Below are 17,655 nucleotides of genomic sequence, written 5' to 3'. Positions count from 1 at the left end.
CGGCCGTCAGCCGTCTTCGCCCTATTGGCTGATGGGTCTGAGGCCGAGGACGCTTCCGGGCTCGGCGGGGTTGGGACCCTTCACGTCGCCGACGTAGAGACGCGCGCCTGGTAGCGGTCGAGTGCGGTGCGGTCGTTCATGAAGTCGCGCAGCCCGAGCGGGTTCATGTTGGTGCAGTCGAAGACGCCCTTGCGTCCGGGCTGTCCGCCTGTCCCGGCTTGTCTCCGCCCGCGTAGACGGTCAGCGTGAAATCACGGGTCGGCCATGCGCCGCGGGCGTTGCCCAGTGCGCGCGTCACGCCCGCGGTACGGCGTTTCAGACGGGCGTGCCTGCGGCCCCGTATCCGGGACCGCAGGCACGCCGGGTACGGGGCCGTGGTGGCGAACGCACCCTCGTCCTGGTCGGTTCCCCGGATGCCCGGTGCCGGGTGCCGGGGCCCGGTCGGCCGACGAGCGGCCGACCGGGAGCTCAGGCTCGACGCAGTTCGAACCGATCGAGGTTCATCACCTTGTTCCACGCCGCGACGAAGTCACGGACGAACTTCTCTCCCGCGTCCCCGGCTGCGTAGACCTCCGAGATGGCCCGCAGCTGGGAATGCGAACCGAAGACGAGGTCGGCGGCGGTGGCGGTCCACTTGACATCGCCCGTGGCGCGGTCCCGGCCCTCGAACACGTTAGCGTCCGAGGTCGTCGCCTTCCACTCCGTCCCCATGTCGAGCAGGTTGACGAAGAAGTCGTTGGTCAACGCCTCCGGCCGGTGGGTGAAGGCGCCGTGTGGCGACCGCCCGAAGCCGGTGTTCAGGACCCGCATACCGCCGACCAGAACCGTCATCTCAGGGGCGGTGAGGGTCAGCAGGTTGGCCCGGTCCAGGAGGAGGGTCTCCGGCGACAGCTTCTCCTCGGCCCGGATGTAGTTGCGGAACCCGTCAGCCCTGGGCTCGAGTACGGCGAACGACTCCACGTCGGTCTGTTCCTGCGAAGCGTCCGTGCGTCCCGGTGCGAACGGGACTGTGATGTCGACCCCGGCGTTCCTCGCCGCCTGTTCGACGGCCGTGCAGCCGCCCAGGACGATCAGGTCGGCCAGGGAAACCCTCGTTCCACCGGCCTGTGAGCGGTTGAAGTCCTGCTGGATCTGCTCGAGGGCCCGGAGTACCTCAGCCACCTCGGGCTGGTTGTTCACCTCCCAGTCCTTCTGGGGCGCGAGACGGATCCGTGCCCCGTTGGCCCCTCCGCGCTTGTCGGTGCCGCGGAAGCTCGCAGCCGAGGCCCAGGCGGTGGTGGCCAGCTGGGACAGGGACAGTCCCGAAGCGAGGATCCTGTCCTTGAGGACCGCGGTGTCCTCGTCGGTGACGAGCTCGTGGTCGACCGCGGGGACGGGGTCCTGCCACAGCTGCGGCTCGGGCACCCATGGGCCCAGGTAGCGCGAGAGGGGCCCCATGTCGCGGTGCAGGAGCTTGTACCAGGCCTTGGCGAACGCTACCGCGAGCTTGTCCGGGTTCTCGTGGAAGCTCTTCGCGATCGGCCCGTAGACCGGGTCCAGCTTCAGCGCCAGGTCCGTCGTCAGCATCATGGGGGCGTGCCTCTTCGACGGATCATGCGCATCTGGCACAGTCCCCTGGGCGGAGGCGTCCGTGGGCGTCCACTGGTGCGCGCCGGCCGGGCTGGTCGTCAACTCCCAGTCGTACGTGAACAGATTGTCCAGGTAGCCGTGGTCCCACTTCGTCGGCTCGGTGGTCCACGCGCCCTCGAGTCCGCTGGTGAGCGCGTCCACGCCCTTGCCGCTGCCGTAGCTGTTCCGCCAGCCGATGGCCTGCTGCTCGATGGGGCTGGCCTCGGGTTCCGGTCCGATGTACTCGGGATCGACCGCACCGTGGCACTTGCCGAACGTGTGGCCGCCGACGATGAGCGCAACCGTCTCCTCGTCGTTCATCGCCATACGCGCGAATGTCTCGCGAATGTCTCTGGCGGCTGCCATCGGATCCGGGTTGCCGTTGGGCCCCTCCGGATTGACGTAGATCAGTCCCATCTGCACGGCGCCGAGAGGACCGGAGAGCTGTCTGTCGCCGCTGTAGCGCTCATCTCCGAGCCATGTGTCCTCGGGGCCCCAGAAGATTTCCTCGGGCTCCCAGATGTCCTCCCGCCCGAAACCGAACCCGAACGTCTTGAACCCCATGGATTCCATGGCGCAGTTACCGGCGAAGACCAAGAGGTCGGCCCAGGAGATCTTCCTGCCGTACTTCTGTTTGACGGGCCAGAGCAAGCGGCGTGACTTGTCGAGGCTCGCGTTGTCCGGCCAGCTGTTGAGGGGTGCGAAGCGTTGAGCGCCGGAGCCGCCGCCGCCCCGGCCGTCGGCGATTCGGTACGTCCCCGCGGCGTGCCAGCTCATCCGGATGAAGAGCGGCCCGTAGTGGCCGTAGTCGGCAGGCCACCAGTCCTGCGACGTCGTCATCACCTCGAACACGTCCTGCTTGAGTGCGTCGAGGTCGAGGGTCGCGAACTCCTCTGCGTAATGGAAATCCGCATCCATGGGATTCGACTGGGGGGTGTGCTGGTGGAGCACCTGGAGATCCAGCTGGTTCGGCCACCAGTCCTGGATCGTCTTCGGGTGCGTCCCCGTGGGTGTCGGGGGAGGGATGACTGGATTCTCGGATTCGCTGCCGGACACGTCCGCCCGCCTTCCTGTCTCGGTGTCTCCTGCGCTGGTTTCCTGCTCGTGAGGTGCTTCGGTTTCCGGGCCGAGGGCCGCGACCCGAGCCCGTGGCCCGCCTGTGCCGAACGCGGGTGAATATGCGGTCCGCGGCGTCCGTATGGTCGCGCACCGCGGACTGCACCGCTACGAGAACACGCGGAGCATCCCTGGCGACTGGAATTCACAAGCCGGAGATTTGTTCGGAGCATGGCGAATTCGCGCAACGGCAGCGCGTCCCTCGCCGGATCGTGTGAAAAACTGGAGGGCCATTGTCCAGCCCTCATCGTCCGGGTCAGGTCCGGCAGGCCACCCGTCCCGTATTCCCGGTGGAAGTCCCGCGCATTTACCGTCGAATTCCGCTGTCCGGTCAACCCTGAGCAGGTGAACCATATGAGCGGCTACGCTGTTCGGTGAGCCGGAGGCCGACGGGAAGCGTGACGTCCTGGAAGGACGGCTCCTGTCGCTTGCCCTGGAGGCGTTGAGGTTCGGAACCAACGTGATCCGGATCTCGGGTGCTGGTCTCGTGACGAGAGGTCCGCGACCCGCTGGCTGGTGGAGTCGGTGGGGGCGTACTGCCGCCTTGTGTATGCGCCGGTGGATCTCGAGACCCAGCGAGTCAGGACCGTCAACCGCCAGTCGCTCGCTCCGGATCAGACCTTCCCGATGAGCGAGGCGGACCTCTTGCGGTGGAGCGCGCTGTTCGAGGAGCCGGACGCAGCGGAAGTCGAGGGGCACGAGGTTGAGGGTCCGCCTCCTGAATGGCCGGGCTGGTCCGAGATGGCCGCCGATCGGTGGCCATCTTTCGTATGACGTGCGGTCACGGTCACGGTCACGGTCTCGGGATCACGGGAGTTCGTGGGAGAGCGGACTCTCGGCCGTTCTTCTCCCCGGTGGCGCAGTCGTTCCCGTGGAGGGGGCAGCGGCGCCCGACCGGGCCGCCGCCCCGTCCCGATATCAGAGTCCGGTGACCTTCCCGCTCGCCGACAGCTCATACACAAGGGTGACCGTGCGTCGGCTGCCGGGTGGCAGCATGACCTCCCAGCTGACGATGCCTTCGGCGTCCACCGTGTCGGGCGGTGGGGAGCAGGCTTCCTTGCTCAGGCGCACCTGCGCCGCCGAGACTTCGGAGACCGGGATCCGCTCCCGGAGGACGACCACCTGCTCACCGTGCTCCCCGGGTGCGGAGAACCGGGACACGTGCAGCCGGACGGTGCGGGTGACCACGGTCCGCTGCGTGATTCCGGACGTGTCGCGGGACTCCTCGGCCACCCTGACCACACGGTGGTCGTCCACGCTGCCGAAGGCCAGCTCGGCAGCGGCGCCGGCGGCGGTGAAGTCCAGGGTTCCGCGGCCGGTGAACCCGCTGTCACGGATCAGATCCACGGGCCCGGCGAGCAGTGCGTGGCCGGATCGGTTGTCGAACCGCACCACCTGTGTGACCAGTGGGGACAGCTCGGGTGAGCAGGCGTACTCACTGCGCGCGGACGTGGCGAATGCGGAGACCGGCACCCGGTGTGCTCGGCCGTCGCCTGGCACGGAGACCGGCTCCGGAGACTTCAGCACCCGCACCTCGCCGCCGTCGTCCACACCCGGCAGGCCGAGCACGGGGGATGGGCCGAGGTCCCCGATGTGCTCCTCGCGCAGCTCGACGTCGATCGTGCGGCGCTCCGCGGCAGTGCGATCCCTGAGTGTCAGGAGGTCCTCGCCCAGCCGCGGGGGATCGGTCGCCAGCGCCGACCTGGCCGTCGAAAACGTCAGCTGTACGTCCGACCAGTCCTCGCCGGTGCGCTGCCACACCATCGCATCGGTCTCCAGCGTGAGCGTGCTCCCGTCGAACACGGCCCGGTAGGCGGGCCGCCACAGCGCACACGCGGTGAGGTGACTCAGCCGCAGCCGGGCGGGACCGGCTGCCGTGGCCTGCACGGTCAGCTCGATGTGCCCGACGAGCTCGGCGGGCCGCTCCTCGGAGAGGTCCAGCCCCCGCTGGGCATCCGCGAGCTCATCCGCCACAGCCGTCAGCCGGCTGTCGACAGTGCGGAGTTCCTCGCCGCAGGTCTCTCGTTCGTTGTCCACCCGGTCCAGCTCGCGGGCCCAGCGCTCCGGATCCGCCTCGCCGAACCCCGCCCCTTCGCCGATCTCCCGCAGCAGGTCGGTCGCGAGCCGGCCGAGCACGTCGAGGCGTGCCCCGAGACGGTCCCGCCGCTGTCCGAGGGCACGCCGCTCCTCTTCGAGGCGGTGCACGTGGTGGTGCAGGGCTGAGTCCTCGTCGCTGGGCGGCAGCGGAGCCCGCGGCGTCCAGGTACGGACGATCCGCACGTCCAGCACTTTCGCCGGATGGCCCGGATGATCGGCCGTCAGCTCGGCGTGCAGCGTGCGGTCGACGGCGAGGGCGCTGACCGGTCCAAGGCGCAGCCGGTGGATGCCGGCCTCCAGCTCGAGCACTGCGTCGCGCTCGATGTGGGCCCGGTCCTCCAGGCAGGTGACGGCGGTGACGGGGAGGGGGGTCGGGGCCGGGATCGTGGTCATGGCGTGCGTCAGCTCCTCCGGTTGCCGCCGGCCAGGGCTTTGCCGGCCGGGATGCGGATCACATAGCCGCCGTCGAGGGCGGCGGTGCCGCCTGCGGGCAGATCAACCCGCCAGAGTCGGGTGCCCGGAGTGTGCTCGGGCCCTTCACCGCCGTTGGGGGCACTCCAGTCGGCCCGTTCCTCGATCCGGACGTCGGGTTCCGAGGTGACGGGAACGCGCTCGCGGACCTCCACGGTGACCGGCCTCCCGAGCCGGTTCGCCAGCTGCACATGGACGCGGTGGTCGAGCACGGTGGTGCTGCCGCGCAGCCCGGAGGTCGACTCGTGCAGCTCCGTGCGGCGCGTGACCCGGACGGACTCGGCCGGCCCGAGACCCACTCGGCGGACCCCGCCAGGGGCGAGCGTGGGCAGCGCGGCGGTCAGCACGAACTCGTCGTCGACGGTCACCTCCACCGGGCCTGCCAGCAGAGCCCGGTCAGTGGCGTTGGAGAGCACCAGTGTCGCGTACACCGTCGTTTCCACGGACGGCACGCAGACGTACTCGGTGCTCAGGCCGACTGGGATCTCGACGAGGGTGACGGTGTGCCAGGTGCCGTCAGAGGGGATGTCGGCACGTGCGGTGGCGTCGAAACGATGATCGAAGGAGCCGGCCGACTCGCGTGGCCGCACGGCGCAACCGGGCAGCGGCAGCGTGGCGACTTCCTCTGCCCGGCGGCGGTACTCGGCGGCCACCAGATCCTCGGCGGCGGCGGGGAACAGCCGGCCGCGGCGACTGCGCTGCTCGTCGGGCCCGCTCAGGACGAGTGCGGCATAGTCGAGTTCGGTGCCACTCGGCCGTGGCGGGCCGGTCACCGGTTCCGGTGGCGGAGGCGGCACCGGACCTCCGGGAGCAGCGGGCGCCATGGGAGGTGCCGCCGCGAACGGCGCGCTGCGCGGCAGTGGCCGACCACCGGGACGCGATGCGGGCCGGGGCATGGAGCCCGGCGGCCCGCCGACGGGAAGCCCCGCAGGCGGCGCGCCGTAGCCCTGAGGGGCGGGCGGCGGAGGCGGTACGGCAGCGGGCTGGGAGCCGATCGCGACGGCCAGGGGCGCTGAGCCGGCTCGGCCGGCGGTGACGGGGCGCGGGCCTGCCGCGTCGTAACCGGCGAACAGGTCGGCGAGCCCCGCAGGGGGCTCGCGCCAACCGGAAGGCCCCGGTGCGGGCTGACGGCGCCCGATCCGGATCGAGCGGAGCTTCGGCAGATCGGTGCGGCGCCGCAGGTCGGCGGTGGACAGACCGACGCGTACACCGGTCCAGTCCTCGCCGGTGCGCTGGGCGACCGAGGCACGCAGCACCAGAGAGCCGCTGTCATCGCCCTGACGGTGGGTGAGCCGGTAGGCGGGCACCCACACGGCGCCGGGAACCCTGTACTCCACCTCCACTTCGACTTCGATCTCCGGGGCCGCCGTATCCTCGGCCACTGCGTCACCGCCGAGCGTCAAGGCCGCGCACACCGTGGTCGCCACCTGCGCTGACACCATGTCGGTGGAGGCCCGTTCCAGCCTGTCGGCGGCGACTCGCAGGTCGTGCTCCAGTCTGCGCAGTTCCTCCTCCAGCTCGACGAGCCGGGCGTGGCTGCCGGTCAAACGCTCGTCGACGAAGTCGGCGAGCGCGAGCCACGAGTCGGTGGGCGTGCCGCGGTGCGGATCGTCGCGCCTGCGGGTCGGAGGAACCGGACGCAGACCCGCGACCTCTTCGACCAGACCCAGTTGCCGGTCCCGGCGCGCCTCCGCCGCCGAGCACGCGGCGCGCAACCGTTCTACCTCGCGCCGCAACCCGCCGGAGTCCTCGGAATTGGCCGGTCCGGCCTCCACCTCCACCCGGGCTTCGACGACCCGCACGGCGGAAGCGCCCAGAACCCGGACCCGCAGGGAACCCGTGTCGAGCGAGCGTGGCAGTCCCGTCACCCGCACCCGGCCGTCCTGCGGCACCCGGCCCCCGGCCAGTCGGCGGCAGACCGCGCCCTGCGCGTACACCACCACCGAATCGAGAGTCGACTCCCACCTCTGCGCCGCCTCAGCCGCCATCACTCCGCCCCCCCCAGTCCCAGGTAGCGAAGCCTACGCGAGAGGCCTGCGCGCCCGCCCCGGGTAACGGACCAGCGGGGAATCCCTGCCCGATGCCCGGGGCGGACCGACTTGTTGAACCGGTCGGGTGAGCCGGTCATTTGGCGAGGAACGCCTCGGCCACGCCGGCAGCAGCTGCGACCCTTTGTCTCGCCACCCGTTCTCCTGGAACAGGTGGCCCCATGTCTTCGACCGGTTCTGGCGGGCGGACGAGTCTCGCAACCGCCAGACCGGAGGCAGTGGCCTCGGCCTGGCCTTCACGCGCAAACTGACCGAGGCACACGGCGGGACCGTCTCCGTCGTCAGTACACCAGGACACGGCTCCGCCTTCACCGTCCGGCTCCCGCAGCAGTGAAGCCGCCCACACCGACGACTCCCGTTCAGTGAGACGACTCCCGTTCAGTGAGGCCGCGCTTTCCAGCCTCACTGCCCCCTACGGCGGGCCAAGGCCGCCCCACGTTTCCTGGACCCGGGCCGGCACCCGGCGCCTCGCCCCGCGAGGCATCTCCGTAGCCCACCAAGGTGTACCGGAGAGACGCATCAGCCCCCGTCACCAGGCACGTCCCCACGCCCTTCCGTCGGTGGAGGGCACCACGGACCTGCCGCCGCCGCGGTTCGACCGGCGTGGAAAAAGAGCTGTTAGAGCGCGCACGGACGGGGCAGAGGGGGCTCATGACGATCTTGGAATGCCGTGGAAGTGAGCGCTGCACATGACGATACCCGTCCGACGTCCGGGGCCCACCGGCCGAGTCGTCTTCAGCCTGAGACAGACGTTCCTCTGGTTCGCCCTCGCCGGCGCGCTGATCTGCGGCTGCGGGCTGATGCTCAAGTCGCTAGTCAAGGTGGCGGGCATGGAGGGGGCGCTCGCGGGTATCTGGCTGATCGGCATGTTCCTCGTCTTCCTGGGACTGCGGGGTGGGCGCCGCAGGAGAGCCCGGCGCCGGGTCCCGGCCGAGCCCGCCCCGGACCTGGCGCCGTCGGTCGAGACGCCGTACGACTTCGCGGGTATGGACCCCGACACCTTCGAGCACGCGATCGCCACCTTGTGTGAACGCGACGGCTGCACCGAGGTGCAGGTGGTGGGCGGTGCGGGGGACCTGGGCGCTGATGTGCTGGGCATCGCGCCCGACGGCCGGCGCGTCGTCATCCAGTGCAAGCGGTACGGCCCCGTCAACAAGGTCGGCTCGCAGGACATGCAGCGCTTCGGTGGCACGTGTTTTGCCGTGCACGACGCCCAGATCGCCGCCGTGGTGACCACGGGGGAATTCACCGGCCCGGCCGAGGAGTACGCCGAGCAGTGCGGCATCCTCTGCCTCGACCAGTCCGCCCTGACGGCCTGGGCCGAGGGTGCGTCCCGCCCGCCGTGGGCTGCGGACTCCCCCTACTGATACTGATGCGGCACGGGCGGGACCGATGACGGGGACGCGTAGGCGACGTACGGCGGCGGCATCCTCGAACGGGCAGCACGGGTCAGCCGGGCGAAGCTCCCTAGCAGTCCCACAGGGCGGCGCCTGCTGCGGCGGCTCCGTCAGAAGGTCTTGCGCAGCCGTAGCAGCAGTGGGCGTCCGTCCGGGTCGACGATGACGCGGTACAGCGGCTTCGCGAGCAGCCGACGCAGCCGCGAGAGCTCCGGCGCTCGGTAGGTGCGCAGGCGACCGGGTGGTCGGGCGCCGTCCCGGCCCCTTTCGTGCCAGGAATCCAGAGCGGCCGCGGCCGCGGCGAACGAGTCGAAGGCTCCTACGGGGTCGCACAGAGGGTCGGGGGCATGTGGGGTCCGCGGCTCCTCCTGGTCCAGGTGTTCGCGAGAGAGCATCAACCGGAGGTCTCTGGCGTAGCGGCGCGCGCCGTCGCCCAGCCCGCCGGGGTCATGTGGTTCCCGCCCGTCTTCCGTCTCGTCCAGGACGGCGCAGCTGAGTTCGGAATCGTGTGTCCAGGAGCGCAGGTTGACGTTGTCCGAGCCGACCGCGGCCCACACGTCGTCGATCACGCAGACCTTGGCGTGCACGTACACCGGCGTCCCCGCATGGTTCTCCACCCCGTACACGGCGACCCGATCACCGCCCGCCTGACTCAGGGCCTCCAGGGCGGTGATGCGGCCGATCAGGTTCATCGGCAGTGTGAGCGCTCCGTCCTGCTCGGGGACGGAGGGGATGACGGCGATGAGGCGCAGCCGGGGATTCGCTCGCAGCGCACGTGCGAAGTACTTCACCACGTCGGGGGACCACAGGTACTGGTCCTCCAGATAGATCAGCGCCCGGGCGCGCCCGAGAGCCTTGAGGTAGGCGCGTGCGATGCTGCGTTCCCCGTCGGGGGCGAAGTCGTAGCCTCGCAGGATCCGGTTGGGGTAGGTGCGCAGCACCTGAACCACGTGGCTTCCCTGGGGCGTGGGGTCGGGTTGCTGGGCGGGAAGCGGGTCCGCCTGGGTGTCTTCCCGGTGCAGCCGTTCGCGCAGCCGGGACAGCGGGCTGCGGGTGAGGGGCGCCGGATCCGTCCACCGCTCCCGGAAGACGGTCTCGATGTCCCCGACCGCCGGGCCCCGGATCGCGAGCTGGATGTCGTGCCAGGGCGGGTGTGGCCCGTACGCCTCGGCGATCGGCTCGGAGCGCTCGTCACCGTGGTGGTCGATGTCGTCGTTGCGGTTGCGGGACAGATCGATTCCACCGACGTAGGCGACGTCGAGCTCGGGGCGGCCCGGGTGACGCAGGACGACGCATTTCTGGTGGTGCGAGCCACCGGGGCGGACGCGCATGTCCAGCAGGTACTCGCCGCCCCCGGCCCGCACCTCCTTGCCGAGGTGGCGGTTCTCCTCCTCGCTGAACCGGAAGCTGTCCAGGTGGGAGTGCCACACGAGGCCCTTGACGACGACTCCTCGCTCGGCCGCCCCGCGCAGCACGGCACCGACCTCGGTGCCGGGGCCCGCGAGCCGCTCGTCGGGGTCACCGCGCCAGTCGGTGAACAGCAGTAGATCCCCGGCGCGCAGGGCGCGGATGCCAGCGAGCAGCTCGGCGAAGTACGTCGCGCCGTGCACCAGGGGGCGTACGTCGTTGCCGGCCGACCACGCCGTTCCGTCCTGACGCCGGCGGTCCAACCGCGTGGCGGGATTACCCCGCTCTTCGCCCGTCAGCAGCCAGTCGGTTGGTTCCATGGAAGGGCACCTCCGAGCTACGACCGCAGACGGGCACGTGTGCTTTCAGCGTCCACATTCGTACCACTGACAAGCCGGACCCGCAGCGCTCCCGCGCCCGGCGCCGCCAGTCGTGGCGGCGCCGGGCGCGGGAGCGCGCCGGCAGCGGCGACGTGTCGCGTGCCTGGCGCTTCGGTGTCAGTGCCAGGGCCCGGTGACTGCGAAGGTGGTGCCGGGCACGTAGCAGTTGACGTACATCGTGGATCCGTCCGGGGAGAAGGTGACTCCGGCGAACTCGCCCCATTCGGGCTCGTCCGCTTCGGCCGACGTGAGGACCTGGCGGTTGCGAGCCATCGGGTAGACCTCGCCGTGCCGGGTCAGCCCGAACACGTGCTGCGCACCGTCGCCGTCCTCCGAGACCATCAGGCCACCGCCGGGGGCCAGGCAGATGTTGTCGGGAGATTCGCCGGGCAGCTGGATGTCCGTGCTGGGGCCGAAGACGATCACCAGTGTGAGACGGCGCCGACGTGGCTCGTACTTCCAGACCTGGCCGAAGTGGTCGGCTGCGGAGCCCTCCGCGCTGTGGGCGAAACTGGACACGAAGTACACCGACGAACCGCCCCAGTAACAGCCCTCCAGCTTCTGCGCGTGGGTGATGCCTCGCGGCCCGAAATCCTGCAACCGGATGGGGGTGTGCGCTGCCTGGGGGTCCGGTACGGGTACCCACTCCACGCCTTCGAAGCGGGCGCCGGTCTCCTGGATCGCGGAGAGGTCGGGTACCCCCGGGACACGCATGGCCTCGAGCTCTCCGCCGGCGCGCAGTGAACCCGTGCCGCCCAGTGGCTTCTCGGGGAGAAACCGGTAGAAGAGGCCGAATGGTTCGTTGAAGGCATCCTCGGTCTCGTACACGACTCCGGTGTGCGGATCGACCGCGATCGCCTCGTGCTGGAAGCGGCCCATCGCGGTCAGCGGCACTGCCCCGGTACGGCGCGGATCCGCGCCGTCCACCTCGAAGATGAAACCGTGGTCCTTGGTGTACCCGTTGGTGCCGGCCTTGTCCTCGTTCTCCTCGCAGGTGAGCCACGTTCCCCAGGGAGTGGGGCCGCCCGCGCAGTTGACGGCGGTGCCGGCGATGGCGACCCGCTCATCCAGGACGTTGTTGCGGCCGTCGAGCGTGAGGGCCGTGCAGCCACCCTTGGCAGCCGGGTCGTAGGTGAGACCGGGCACCGTGGGAACGGGGATCTGCCCGTTGTGCCGGTTCTCGTGGTTGCGTACGAGATGCACTCGGCCCCGCCGGCCGGGAAGGGCAGCCATGCCGTCGTGATTGCTCGGTACGGGGCCTTCGCCGGAGCGGAGAGGTTCGCCCTGTCGGGAGAGCACCCGATAGCGGAAACCTTTCGGCAAGTCGAGCAGACCCGCCGGGTCGGTCTGCAAGGGGCCGTAGCCCCCGTGGCCGCGTGCCGCCGCCGTGCCCGCGAAGAGCTCGGTGAAGGCTCCCGCGAAGGTGATACCGGCGATGGCCGCGCCGGTGCCGCTCAGCACTTGGCGCCGTGTTGCGGACGGCCGCGGGGCGGAATCGTGTTCTGTCGTCATAGGGCGACTCCCTGTTGGGGGGACCACCTCCTGCGGTGGGAGCCACAGGAGGAAGACAGGAGAAGTGACCCGCACGTGTGTACCACGCGTGGCCTCGGCGCGTGAAGCACGCGGGTCACGGGCCGCCGCCGGACGAACGTCGCCGGGCGCCGCGAACACGGGACGGCCCGCCGGAACGGCGGGCAGCTCGATCGGAGCCCCGCACCGGGCGGTCCGTCCCCCGTGCGGGAGGCCGGCCGCCGGCTGCGGAATCGCGGCTCGCACCCCCGTTCGCTAAAGTGCGCTCGATGCCGTACCGCACGGGCCTCCCACCTCTGCGAACTGGCCAGACAGGTCGGCTGTCCCCTCGCGCCGGGGATGCGACACACCCCGTCCCCCGGAGGCGCCAGTGACTGCCGAAGACGTCGTACGTCCCGCCGCTGCCGAATCGGCCATCGCCGTACAGCGGTTGCGGCGAAGACTCGAGCGGCTGATCGGGGTCGCGGCGACCGAGGGGAACCAGCTCGTCCCTTTGCGTAACGGCGACAGGATATTCCCCGTCATGCTGGAGGCGATCCGCTCCGCGGAGCACACCATCGACATGATGACGTTCGTCTACTGGCGGGGGCAGATCGCCCGCGACTTCGCGGGTGCTCTCGCTGACCGGGCGCGCGCCGGGGTGCGCGTACGGCTCCTGCTCGACGGCTTCGGGGCGAAGGAGATCGAGCAGGACCTTCTGGATGCCATGGACGACGCGGGCGTGCAGGTCGCCTGGTTCCGCAAACCCGTCTGGCTGTCGCCCTTCAAGCAGAACCACCGCTGCCACCGCAAGGCCCTGATCGTGGACGAGCACACCGCGTTCACCGGGGGAGTGGGCATCGCCCAGGAGTGGTGCGGAGACGCCCGGAATCCCGGCGAATGGCGCGATACCCATGTCCAGGTCCGCGGCCCCGCCGTGGACGGTATCGCCGCAGCCTTCGCCCAGAACTGGGCGGAGTGCCACGACGAACTCTTCGACGAGCACGACCGGTTCTCCGAGCACAGTCAGCAGGGCGACTCCGTGGTGCAGGTGGTCCGCGGCTCGGCGAGCATCGGATGGCAGGACATGCAGACGCTCATCCGCGTCATGCTCGGCTCCGCCGAGAAGCGCTTCCGCCTGGCGACCGCGTACTTCGCGCCCGACGAGTTCTTCGTCGACCTGTTGTGCCGGACGGCACGCCGCGGTGTGCGGGTGGAGATCCTGCTGCCCGGACCGCACACCGACCAGCGAGCCTGCCAGCTCGCGGGCCAGCACCACTACACGGCGCTGCTCGAGGCGGGGGTGCACATCCGCCAGTACCAGCCGACGATGATGCACGCGAAGGTGATGACGGTGGACGCGGTGGCATCCCTGATCGGCTCCACCAACTTCAACCGCCGCTCGATGGACCACGACGAGGAGGTGATGCTCGCCATCCTCGACCCGGCCTTCACCGCCGTCCTCGACGCCGACTTCGACGAGGACATCGAACACAGCGTGGACATCGACCTCACCCGGTGGAAACGGCGCGCCGCCGTGCAGCGCCTCAAGGAGGCGTCGGTCGTCCCGATCAGACGGTTCCTGTAGAGGTGGAACCACCCGGAGGGAAAGCGGGCCGCTGAGGACGACGGCAGCGTGGGAACGGGAACGCGTGCGGCCGTCAGCCGGTGGCCGAGGGCAGCGCGCTCGCCGGCGGTTCGGCCTCAGGAACCAGGAGAAGCAACTGGCCGGCGCTGTCCGCGCAGGGCTCGGCGACCGCCGCCGCTGTCACTGCGCCGGGATCCGCTCCCGGGATTCCCATGCACTGACCGTCCCCGGACCGTATCCGGTACGCCTTGGCCCGCACCGTACCCGAGGCTCGTGTGTCAGCCGAGTCGACCCGTTCGAACGTGAACACCTGGGTGGTTCTGCTGCTGCGGCAGTCATCCCAGGGTTCGAGCAGCCCACCGGGGAGAACCGTGAGACACCCCCACCCGTGCACGGGATGCGCCCACTTGACGAAGAAGCGGCCCCCACCGACGGGATCGAGTCTGGTGTGCGGCGGTGTGGACTGACCGCACGGGCGCTGCACGGCGACCGGCCGCTCGCTGTCGCCGCCGAACGGTGCACGGCCCTCTGTCACGCACAGGCCGGTGGCGCGGACCGGCCGGATGCTGTACCAGCCCCCGGAGGGCTCCTTGGGCGACGGCGCAGTGACGGCGGAATCGTCGGGCAGAACCAGCCAGGACACGGTGCCGGCCAGGAGCACGGCAGCCAGTGACACCAACAGAGCGACCAGCACTCCACGGTGCCGATGCCACATTCGGCTCGGCACTGGCGCCGGATCCGACGAGGTCGCGGAGAGGCCCGGGTTCTCCCGCACGCCATCGGCTGCTCCGGAAAGGCCGCAGCCGTCATCGTCGGCGCCGTCGTCCGGGACCGGCGAGGAGCGGACGGGGCTGTCGCCGACGAGGGCAGTCCCTTCCGGCGCTTCTGCCTCCTCTGACGAACCGGCCACTGAACCGTCCACCAGCCCGAGACGGGTACGGGCCTTCAGCCAGGCGTCGGCATGCTCGCCCGCTCCACACGCATGGACGAAGGCATTCAGAATCTGCGGCCGTGGCAACGCGCGTCTGCGCAGCACATCGGCGATCGTGCTGCGCGGAAGCACTCGCCCGTTACGTTCGGCACGCTCTTCGAGTTGCCGATACGTCAGCCCCGACGCTTCCTTGAGCCGCTTCATCATCTCGACGAACTGCGCCACGTCATAAGCACGTTCGGGATCCATACCCCCCGTGGCATCCATGGCGCCATCCTTGGCCGTCCGCCCGACGGTCAGCAAGCAGTCCCCGGCGCGTCGCGGACCTTTGTCCGGAAAGCGGTGGTGACCAGCCAGGACGGCGACGGGCTGTCCGGGACAGCGAACATCTCTTGCCGGACTGCCCCCCCGGCCAGCAGGGTCGGTACCGCCGGCGCAACAGTCACGTACCGCACACGTCACTCAGGAGTTTCCTCATGCGCAACAACGCACGGTCCGCACGCGTCGTCCCCCTCGCGCTCGCCACCCTGCTCGTCGGCGGCCTGAGCGCCACCACAGCCACCCCGGCGCAGGCGCGCACCGAGACTCAGGTATCGGCCCAGGCGACGGACGCCTACTACCTTCGCTTCGACAAGAACTCGGTCACGAACTCCCGGCTCGAGCTGGTCAAGCGCACTCCCGGCAAGGACAAGGTGCTCAAGACGTACAAAGCGGGCTCGGGCCAGGTGAAGGACACCTGCGCCGTCGGCAAGGGCTGGCTGCCCAACGCCGGCGCGAGCAAGCCGTACGCCATCGAGTGGCACCGCAAGAACTTCGACGGCATCATCAACGGCTTCGTGATCAAGATCGCTGACCGCAAGTGCCACAACGGCACGAAGCGCACCGAACTGTTCATCCACAGTGAGATGAAGCCGAACGGCAATCAGGGCACCATCGAGTCCGAGCGGTGGACCAACGGCAACCCCAACGACTACTACTCCAACGGCTGCATCAAGCTCAACCCGACTGACATCAAGGACCTGTTCAAGCGCTTGGACAGCATCGGCTGGCCGAAGAAGCTGTACGTCGTGGACTGATCCGCGCGGCCGGGCGGGCCGCAGTGGCGGCACGTCAGGCAGGTGTTCCCACGGGGGTGCACGGGTAAGGACACCGCCTCGGAGCGATGGGATATGAACGACGAAGGCCCGCACGGACTCTGTGCGGGCCTTCGTCGTCCAGGCCATCGCTCGCGCACGCAGGCTTCCAGCGGCCACGCTCCGACGCGCGGCAGCGACCCACTCTCACAGGCCCGCAGCCGTTGGCGGCCGGGATCGTTGTGAACGCCGCCGATGGCTCCAGGCGGGCTTCTGTCCCCAAGAAGACCGAACGGCTTGTCACCTTCGCCCGTACGCCGTCCGCCGCGACAGTCCCGGGCCCGTCGACGGAGGTTTGTTCGGTCACGTGCTTGGGAGGTCGCTGCGGGTGGTGTCGGTTCGGGCTTCGATGGCATGCAGAACGGCCACCATGTCCTCGCCGCTGTGTCCCTGAGCCACGGTCTCGCCGAAAAGGGCGTGGCAGATGTCGAGGAGAGGGGTCGCCAGGCCGGCTTTCCGCGCTGCCTGTGCGATGAGCCGGTTGTTGTTCAGGACGTCCCTGGCGCCCGCCTGGACCGTGAAGTCACCGGTGAGCAGTTTGGCGGCCTTCATGCGGGACACGGCGCTGGCCATCGGGCTTGCTTCCAGGATGTCCAGGAACCGGCGCCGGTCGAGCCCCTGCCGCTCCGCGAAGTGGAAGGCCTCGGTCAGGCCGGTGACCTGAGTGATCAGGAAGAGGTTCACGGCGAGCTTCATCAGAAGGGCGCCTGGCACGGGGCCGCAGTCGAACACTTCTCGGCACATGGGGGCGACCAGACTCCGCACGGCAGCCACGGTGTTGTCCTGCCCCGCGAGCATCGCCACCAGCTGCCCTTGCTCAGCGGGGATGCGGGATCCGGACACGGGAGCTTCGACGTACTGCCCCCCTGCGGCTCGGACGTCGTCCCGGAGCCCGCGCGAGTACTCCGGCGACGTCGTGCCCATGGGAACCACCGTGCGTCCGGCGACGAGAGCGGCGAAGCGGGGAGTCCCACGCGTTAGGACGGCGTCGATGGCCGTGCCGTCGGCCAGCATGATGATCACGACGTCTGCCCGGTCGAAGACCTCGGCTGCGTTCGCCGCCACCTCGGCTCCGGCGCCGCGGAGTGCGTCGCACCTGGCCGGGGTGCGGTTCCACACGACGAGTGGGGTACCCGCGTGTGCGAGGTTGAGCGCCATGGGCTGTCCCATGACTCCGAGGCCGACGAAACCCACTTTCACGATGCACCGCCGTATCCCTGCAATCTCAGGGGCGGCTTACGCCCCGGACGCTATGACGGTCGTCATAGTAGCGGGGTATCATGACCACTGTCATAGGATGGACCGGAAAACGGAAGGCACAGTCCTGTGACGGGAGGGCGAAATGGCGGTCCCGGAGGAGTCCGGACACGGGCCGCGCGAGCGGATGGTCTTCAGCGCCGCCCAGCTCATCCGGCGTGACGGCGTCGGTTCCACCGGAATGCGTGAGGTCGCCGCCCACGCACAGGCGCCACGTGGCTCGCTCCAGCACTACTTCCCCGGCGGCAAAGAGCAACTGGTCAACGAGGCCGTTGCCTGGGCGGGCCGGTACGCGGCCAACCGCGTCGCCCGCTTCCTCGCCGCACTGCCCGAGCCCACGCCCAGCGGCCTGTTCGCCGAGATGGTGCGCCAATGGACGGACGAGTTCCAGGTCTCGGTCGTCACGGGAGGCTGTCCCGTCGCGGCCGCCACGATGGACTGCGCGGCTTCGACCCCCTCCACACAAGAGGCCGCAGCCGCCGCCTTCGGCAACTGGAACGGTGCGGTGGCGGCGGCACTGTCGGGCATGGGTGTTCCCGAGGCTCGAGCCGAGGCGTTGGCCACGCTCATGCTCAGCTCTCTGGAAGGAGCCCTCATCCTCGCCCGGGCAGAACGGGACGACCGCGCCCTGACGACGGTGTGCCGCGAACTCGCGCCCCTCCTCGACGCCGCGGCGCCCGGGGCCGACTGACTCATCGGGAACACCTCGGCGA

At 69.9% G+C, this 17,655-nt stretch carries 11 protein-coding genes and 1 pseudogene; 5 read left to right on the top strand and 7 right to left on the bottom strand.

Features of this window, described 5'->3' with window-relative positions:
- Positions 1-468: 468 nt before the first annotated feature.
- The 3 genes from katG to ABZ532_RS22240 form a co-directional block, all read right to left on the bottom strand.
- Positions 469-2,634, bottom strand: coding sequence for a catalase/peroxidase HPI (katG, locus tag ABZ532_RS22250; protein WP_361286389.1), 2,166 nt, complete (start codon positions 2,632-2,634; stop codon positions 469-471).
- A 1,008-nt stretch (positions 2,635-3,642) separates the two neighbouring features.
- A complete protein-coding gene (locus tag ABZ532_RS22245; protein WP_361286258.1) occupies positions 3,643-5,214 on the bottom strand; it encodes a DUF4139 domain-containing protein in 1,572 nt (523 codons plus the stop codon).
- 8 nt (positions 5,215-5,222) lie between these two features.
- Entirely contained in the window at positions 5,223-7,280 is a 2,058-nt protein-coding gene (locus ABZ532_RS22240) for a DUF4139 domain-containing protein (RefSeq protein WP_361286255.1), read from the bottom strand.
- 217 nt (positions 7,281-7,497) lie between these two features.
- Here ABZ532_RS22240 and ABZ532_RS22235 point away from each other — a divergent pair.
- Positions 7,498-7,674 (top strand): annotated as a pseudogene (locus tag ABZ532_RS22235) (ATP-binding protein); the annotation flags it as partial.
- A 355-nt stretch (positions 7,675-8,029) separates the two neighbouring features.
- Positions 8,030-8,707 (top strand): restriction endonuclease, encoded by a 678-nt coding sequence (locus ABZ532_RS22230; RefSeq protein ID WP_361286252.1) that lies wholly within the window; start codon positions 8,030-8,032, stop codon positions 8,705-8,707.
- Between the two features lie 140 nt (positions 8,708-8,847).
- On the opposite strand, the gene ABZ532_RS22225 is transcribed toward ABZ532_RS22230, so the two are convergent.
- A complete protein-coding gene (locus ABZ532_RS22225) occupies positions 8,848-10,464 on the bottom strand; it encodes a phospholipase D family protein (RefSeq protein WP_361286249.1) in 1,617 nt (538 codons plus the stop codon).
- 177 nt (positions 10,465-10,641) lie between these two features.
- Positions 10,642-12,036, bottom strand: coding sequence for an alkaline phosphatase PhoX (locus tag ABZ532_RS22220; RefSeq protein WP_361286246.1), 1,395 nt, complete (start codon positions 12,034-12,036; stop codon positions 10,642-10,644).
- A 388-nt stretch (positions 12,037-12,424) separates the two neighbouring features.
- On the opposite strand from ABZ532_RS22220, the gene ABZ532_RS22215 reads away from it, so the two are divergent.
- On the top strand, positions 12,425-13,621 hold the full coding sequence (locus ABZ532_RS22215) for a phospholipase D-like domain-containing protein (RefSeq protein WP_361286243.1): 1,197 nt from the start codon (positions 12,425-12,427) through the stop codon (positions 13,619-13,621).
- 73 nt (positions 13,622-13,694) lie between these two features.
- Here the strand turns inward: ABZ532_RS22215 and ABZ532_RS22210 are convergent, their stop codons facing one another.
- A complete protein-coding gene (locus tag ABZ532_RS22210; RefSeq protein ID WP_361286240.1) occupies positions 13,695-14,819 on the bottom strand; it encodes a helix-turn-helix domain-containing protein in 1,125 nt (374 codons plus the stop codon).
- A 209-nt stretch (positions 14,820-15,028) separates the two neighbouring features.
- Between ABZ532_RS22210 and ABZ532_RS22205 the strand changes: the two genes are divergently transcribed.
- Positions 15,029-15,628, top strand: a complete 600-nt coding sequence (locus ABZ532_RS22205; protein ID WP_361286238.1) for a L,D-transpeptidase family protein — start codon at positions 15,029-15,031, stop codon at positions 15,626-15,628.
- 360 nt (positions 15,629-15,988) lie between these two features.
- Here ABZ532_RS22205 and ABZ532_RS22200 read toward each other — a convergent pair whose 3' ends face one another.
- The gene (locus ABZ532_RS22200) at positions 15,989-16,885 is read right to left on the bottom strand and encodes an NAD(P)-dependent oxidoreductase (RefSeq protein WP_361286235.1); all 897 of its coding nucleotides are present in this window, start codon (positions 16,883-16,885) and stop codon (positions 15,989-15,991) included.
- Positions 16,886-17,027: 142 nt separating this feature from the next.
- On the opposite strand from ABZ532_RS22200, the gene ABZ532_RS22195 reads away from it, so the two are divergent.
- Positions 17,028-17,633, top strand: a complete 606-nt coding sequence (locus tag ABZ532_RS22195) for a TetR/AcrR family transcriptional regulator (protein ID WP_361286232.1) — start codon at positions 17,028-17,030, stop codon at positions 17,631-17,633.
- The last annotated feature ends 22 nt before the right edge of the window (positions 17,634-17,655 follow it).

This window comes from Streptomyces sp. NPDC019396, assembly GCF_040632375.1.
Classification (GTDB): Bacteria; Actinomycetota; Actinomycetes; order Streptomycetales; family Streptomycetaceae; genus Streptomyces.
The sequence above is the reverse complement of the archived record's forward strand: the minus strand, read 5'-3'. Positions and strand labels throughout refer to the sequence as shown.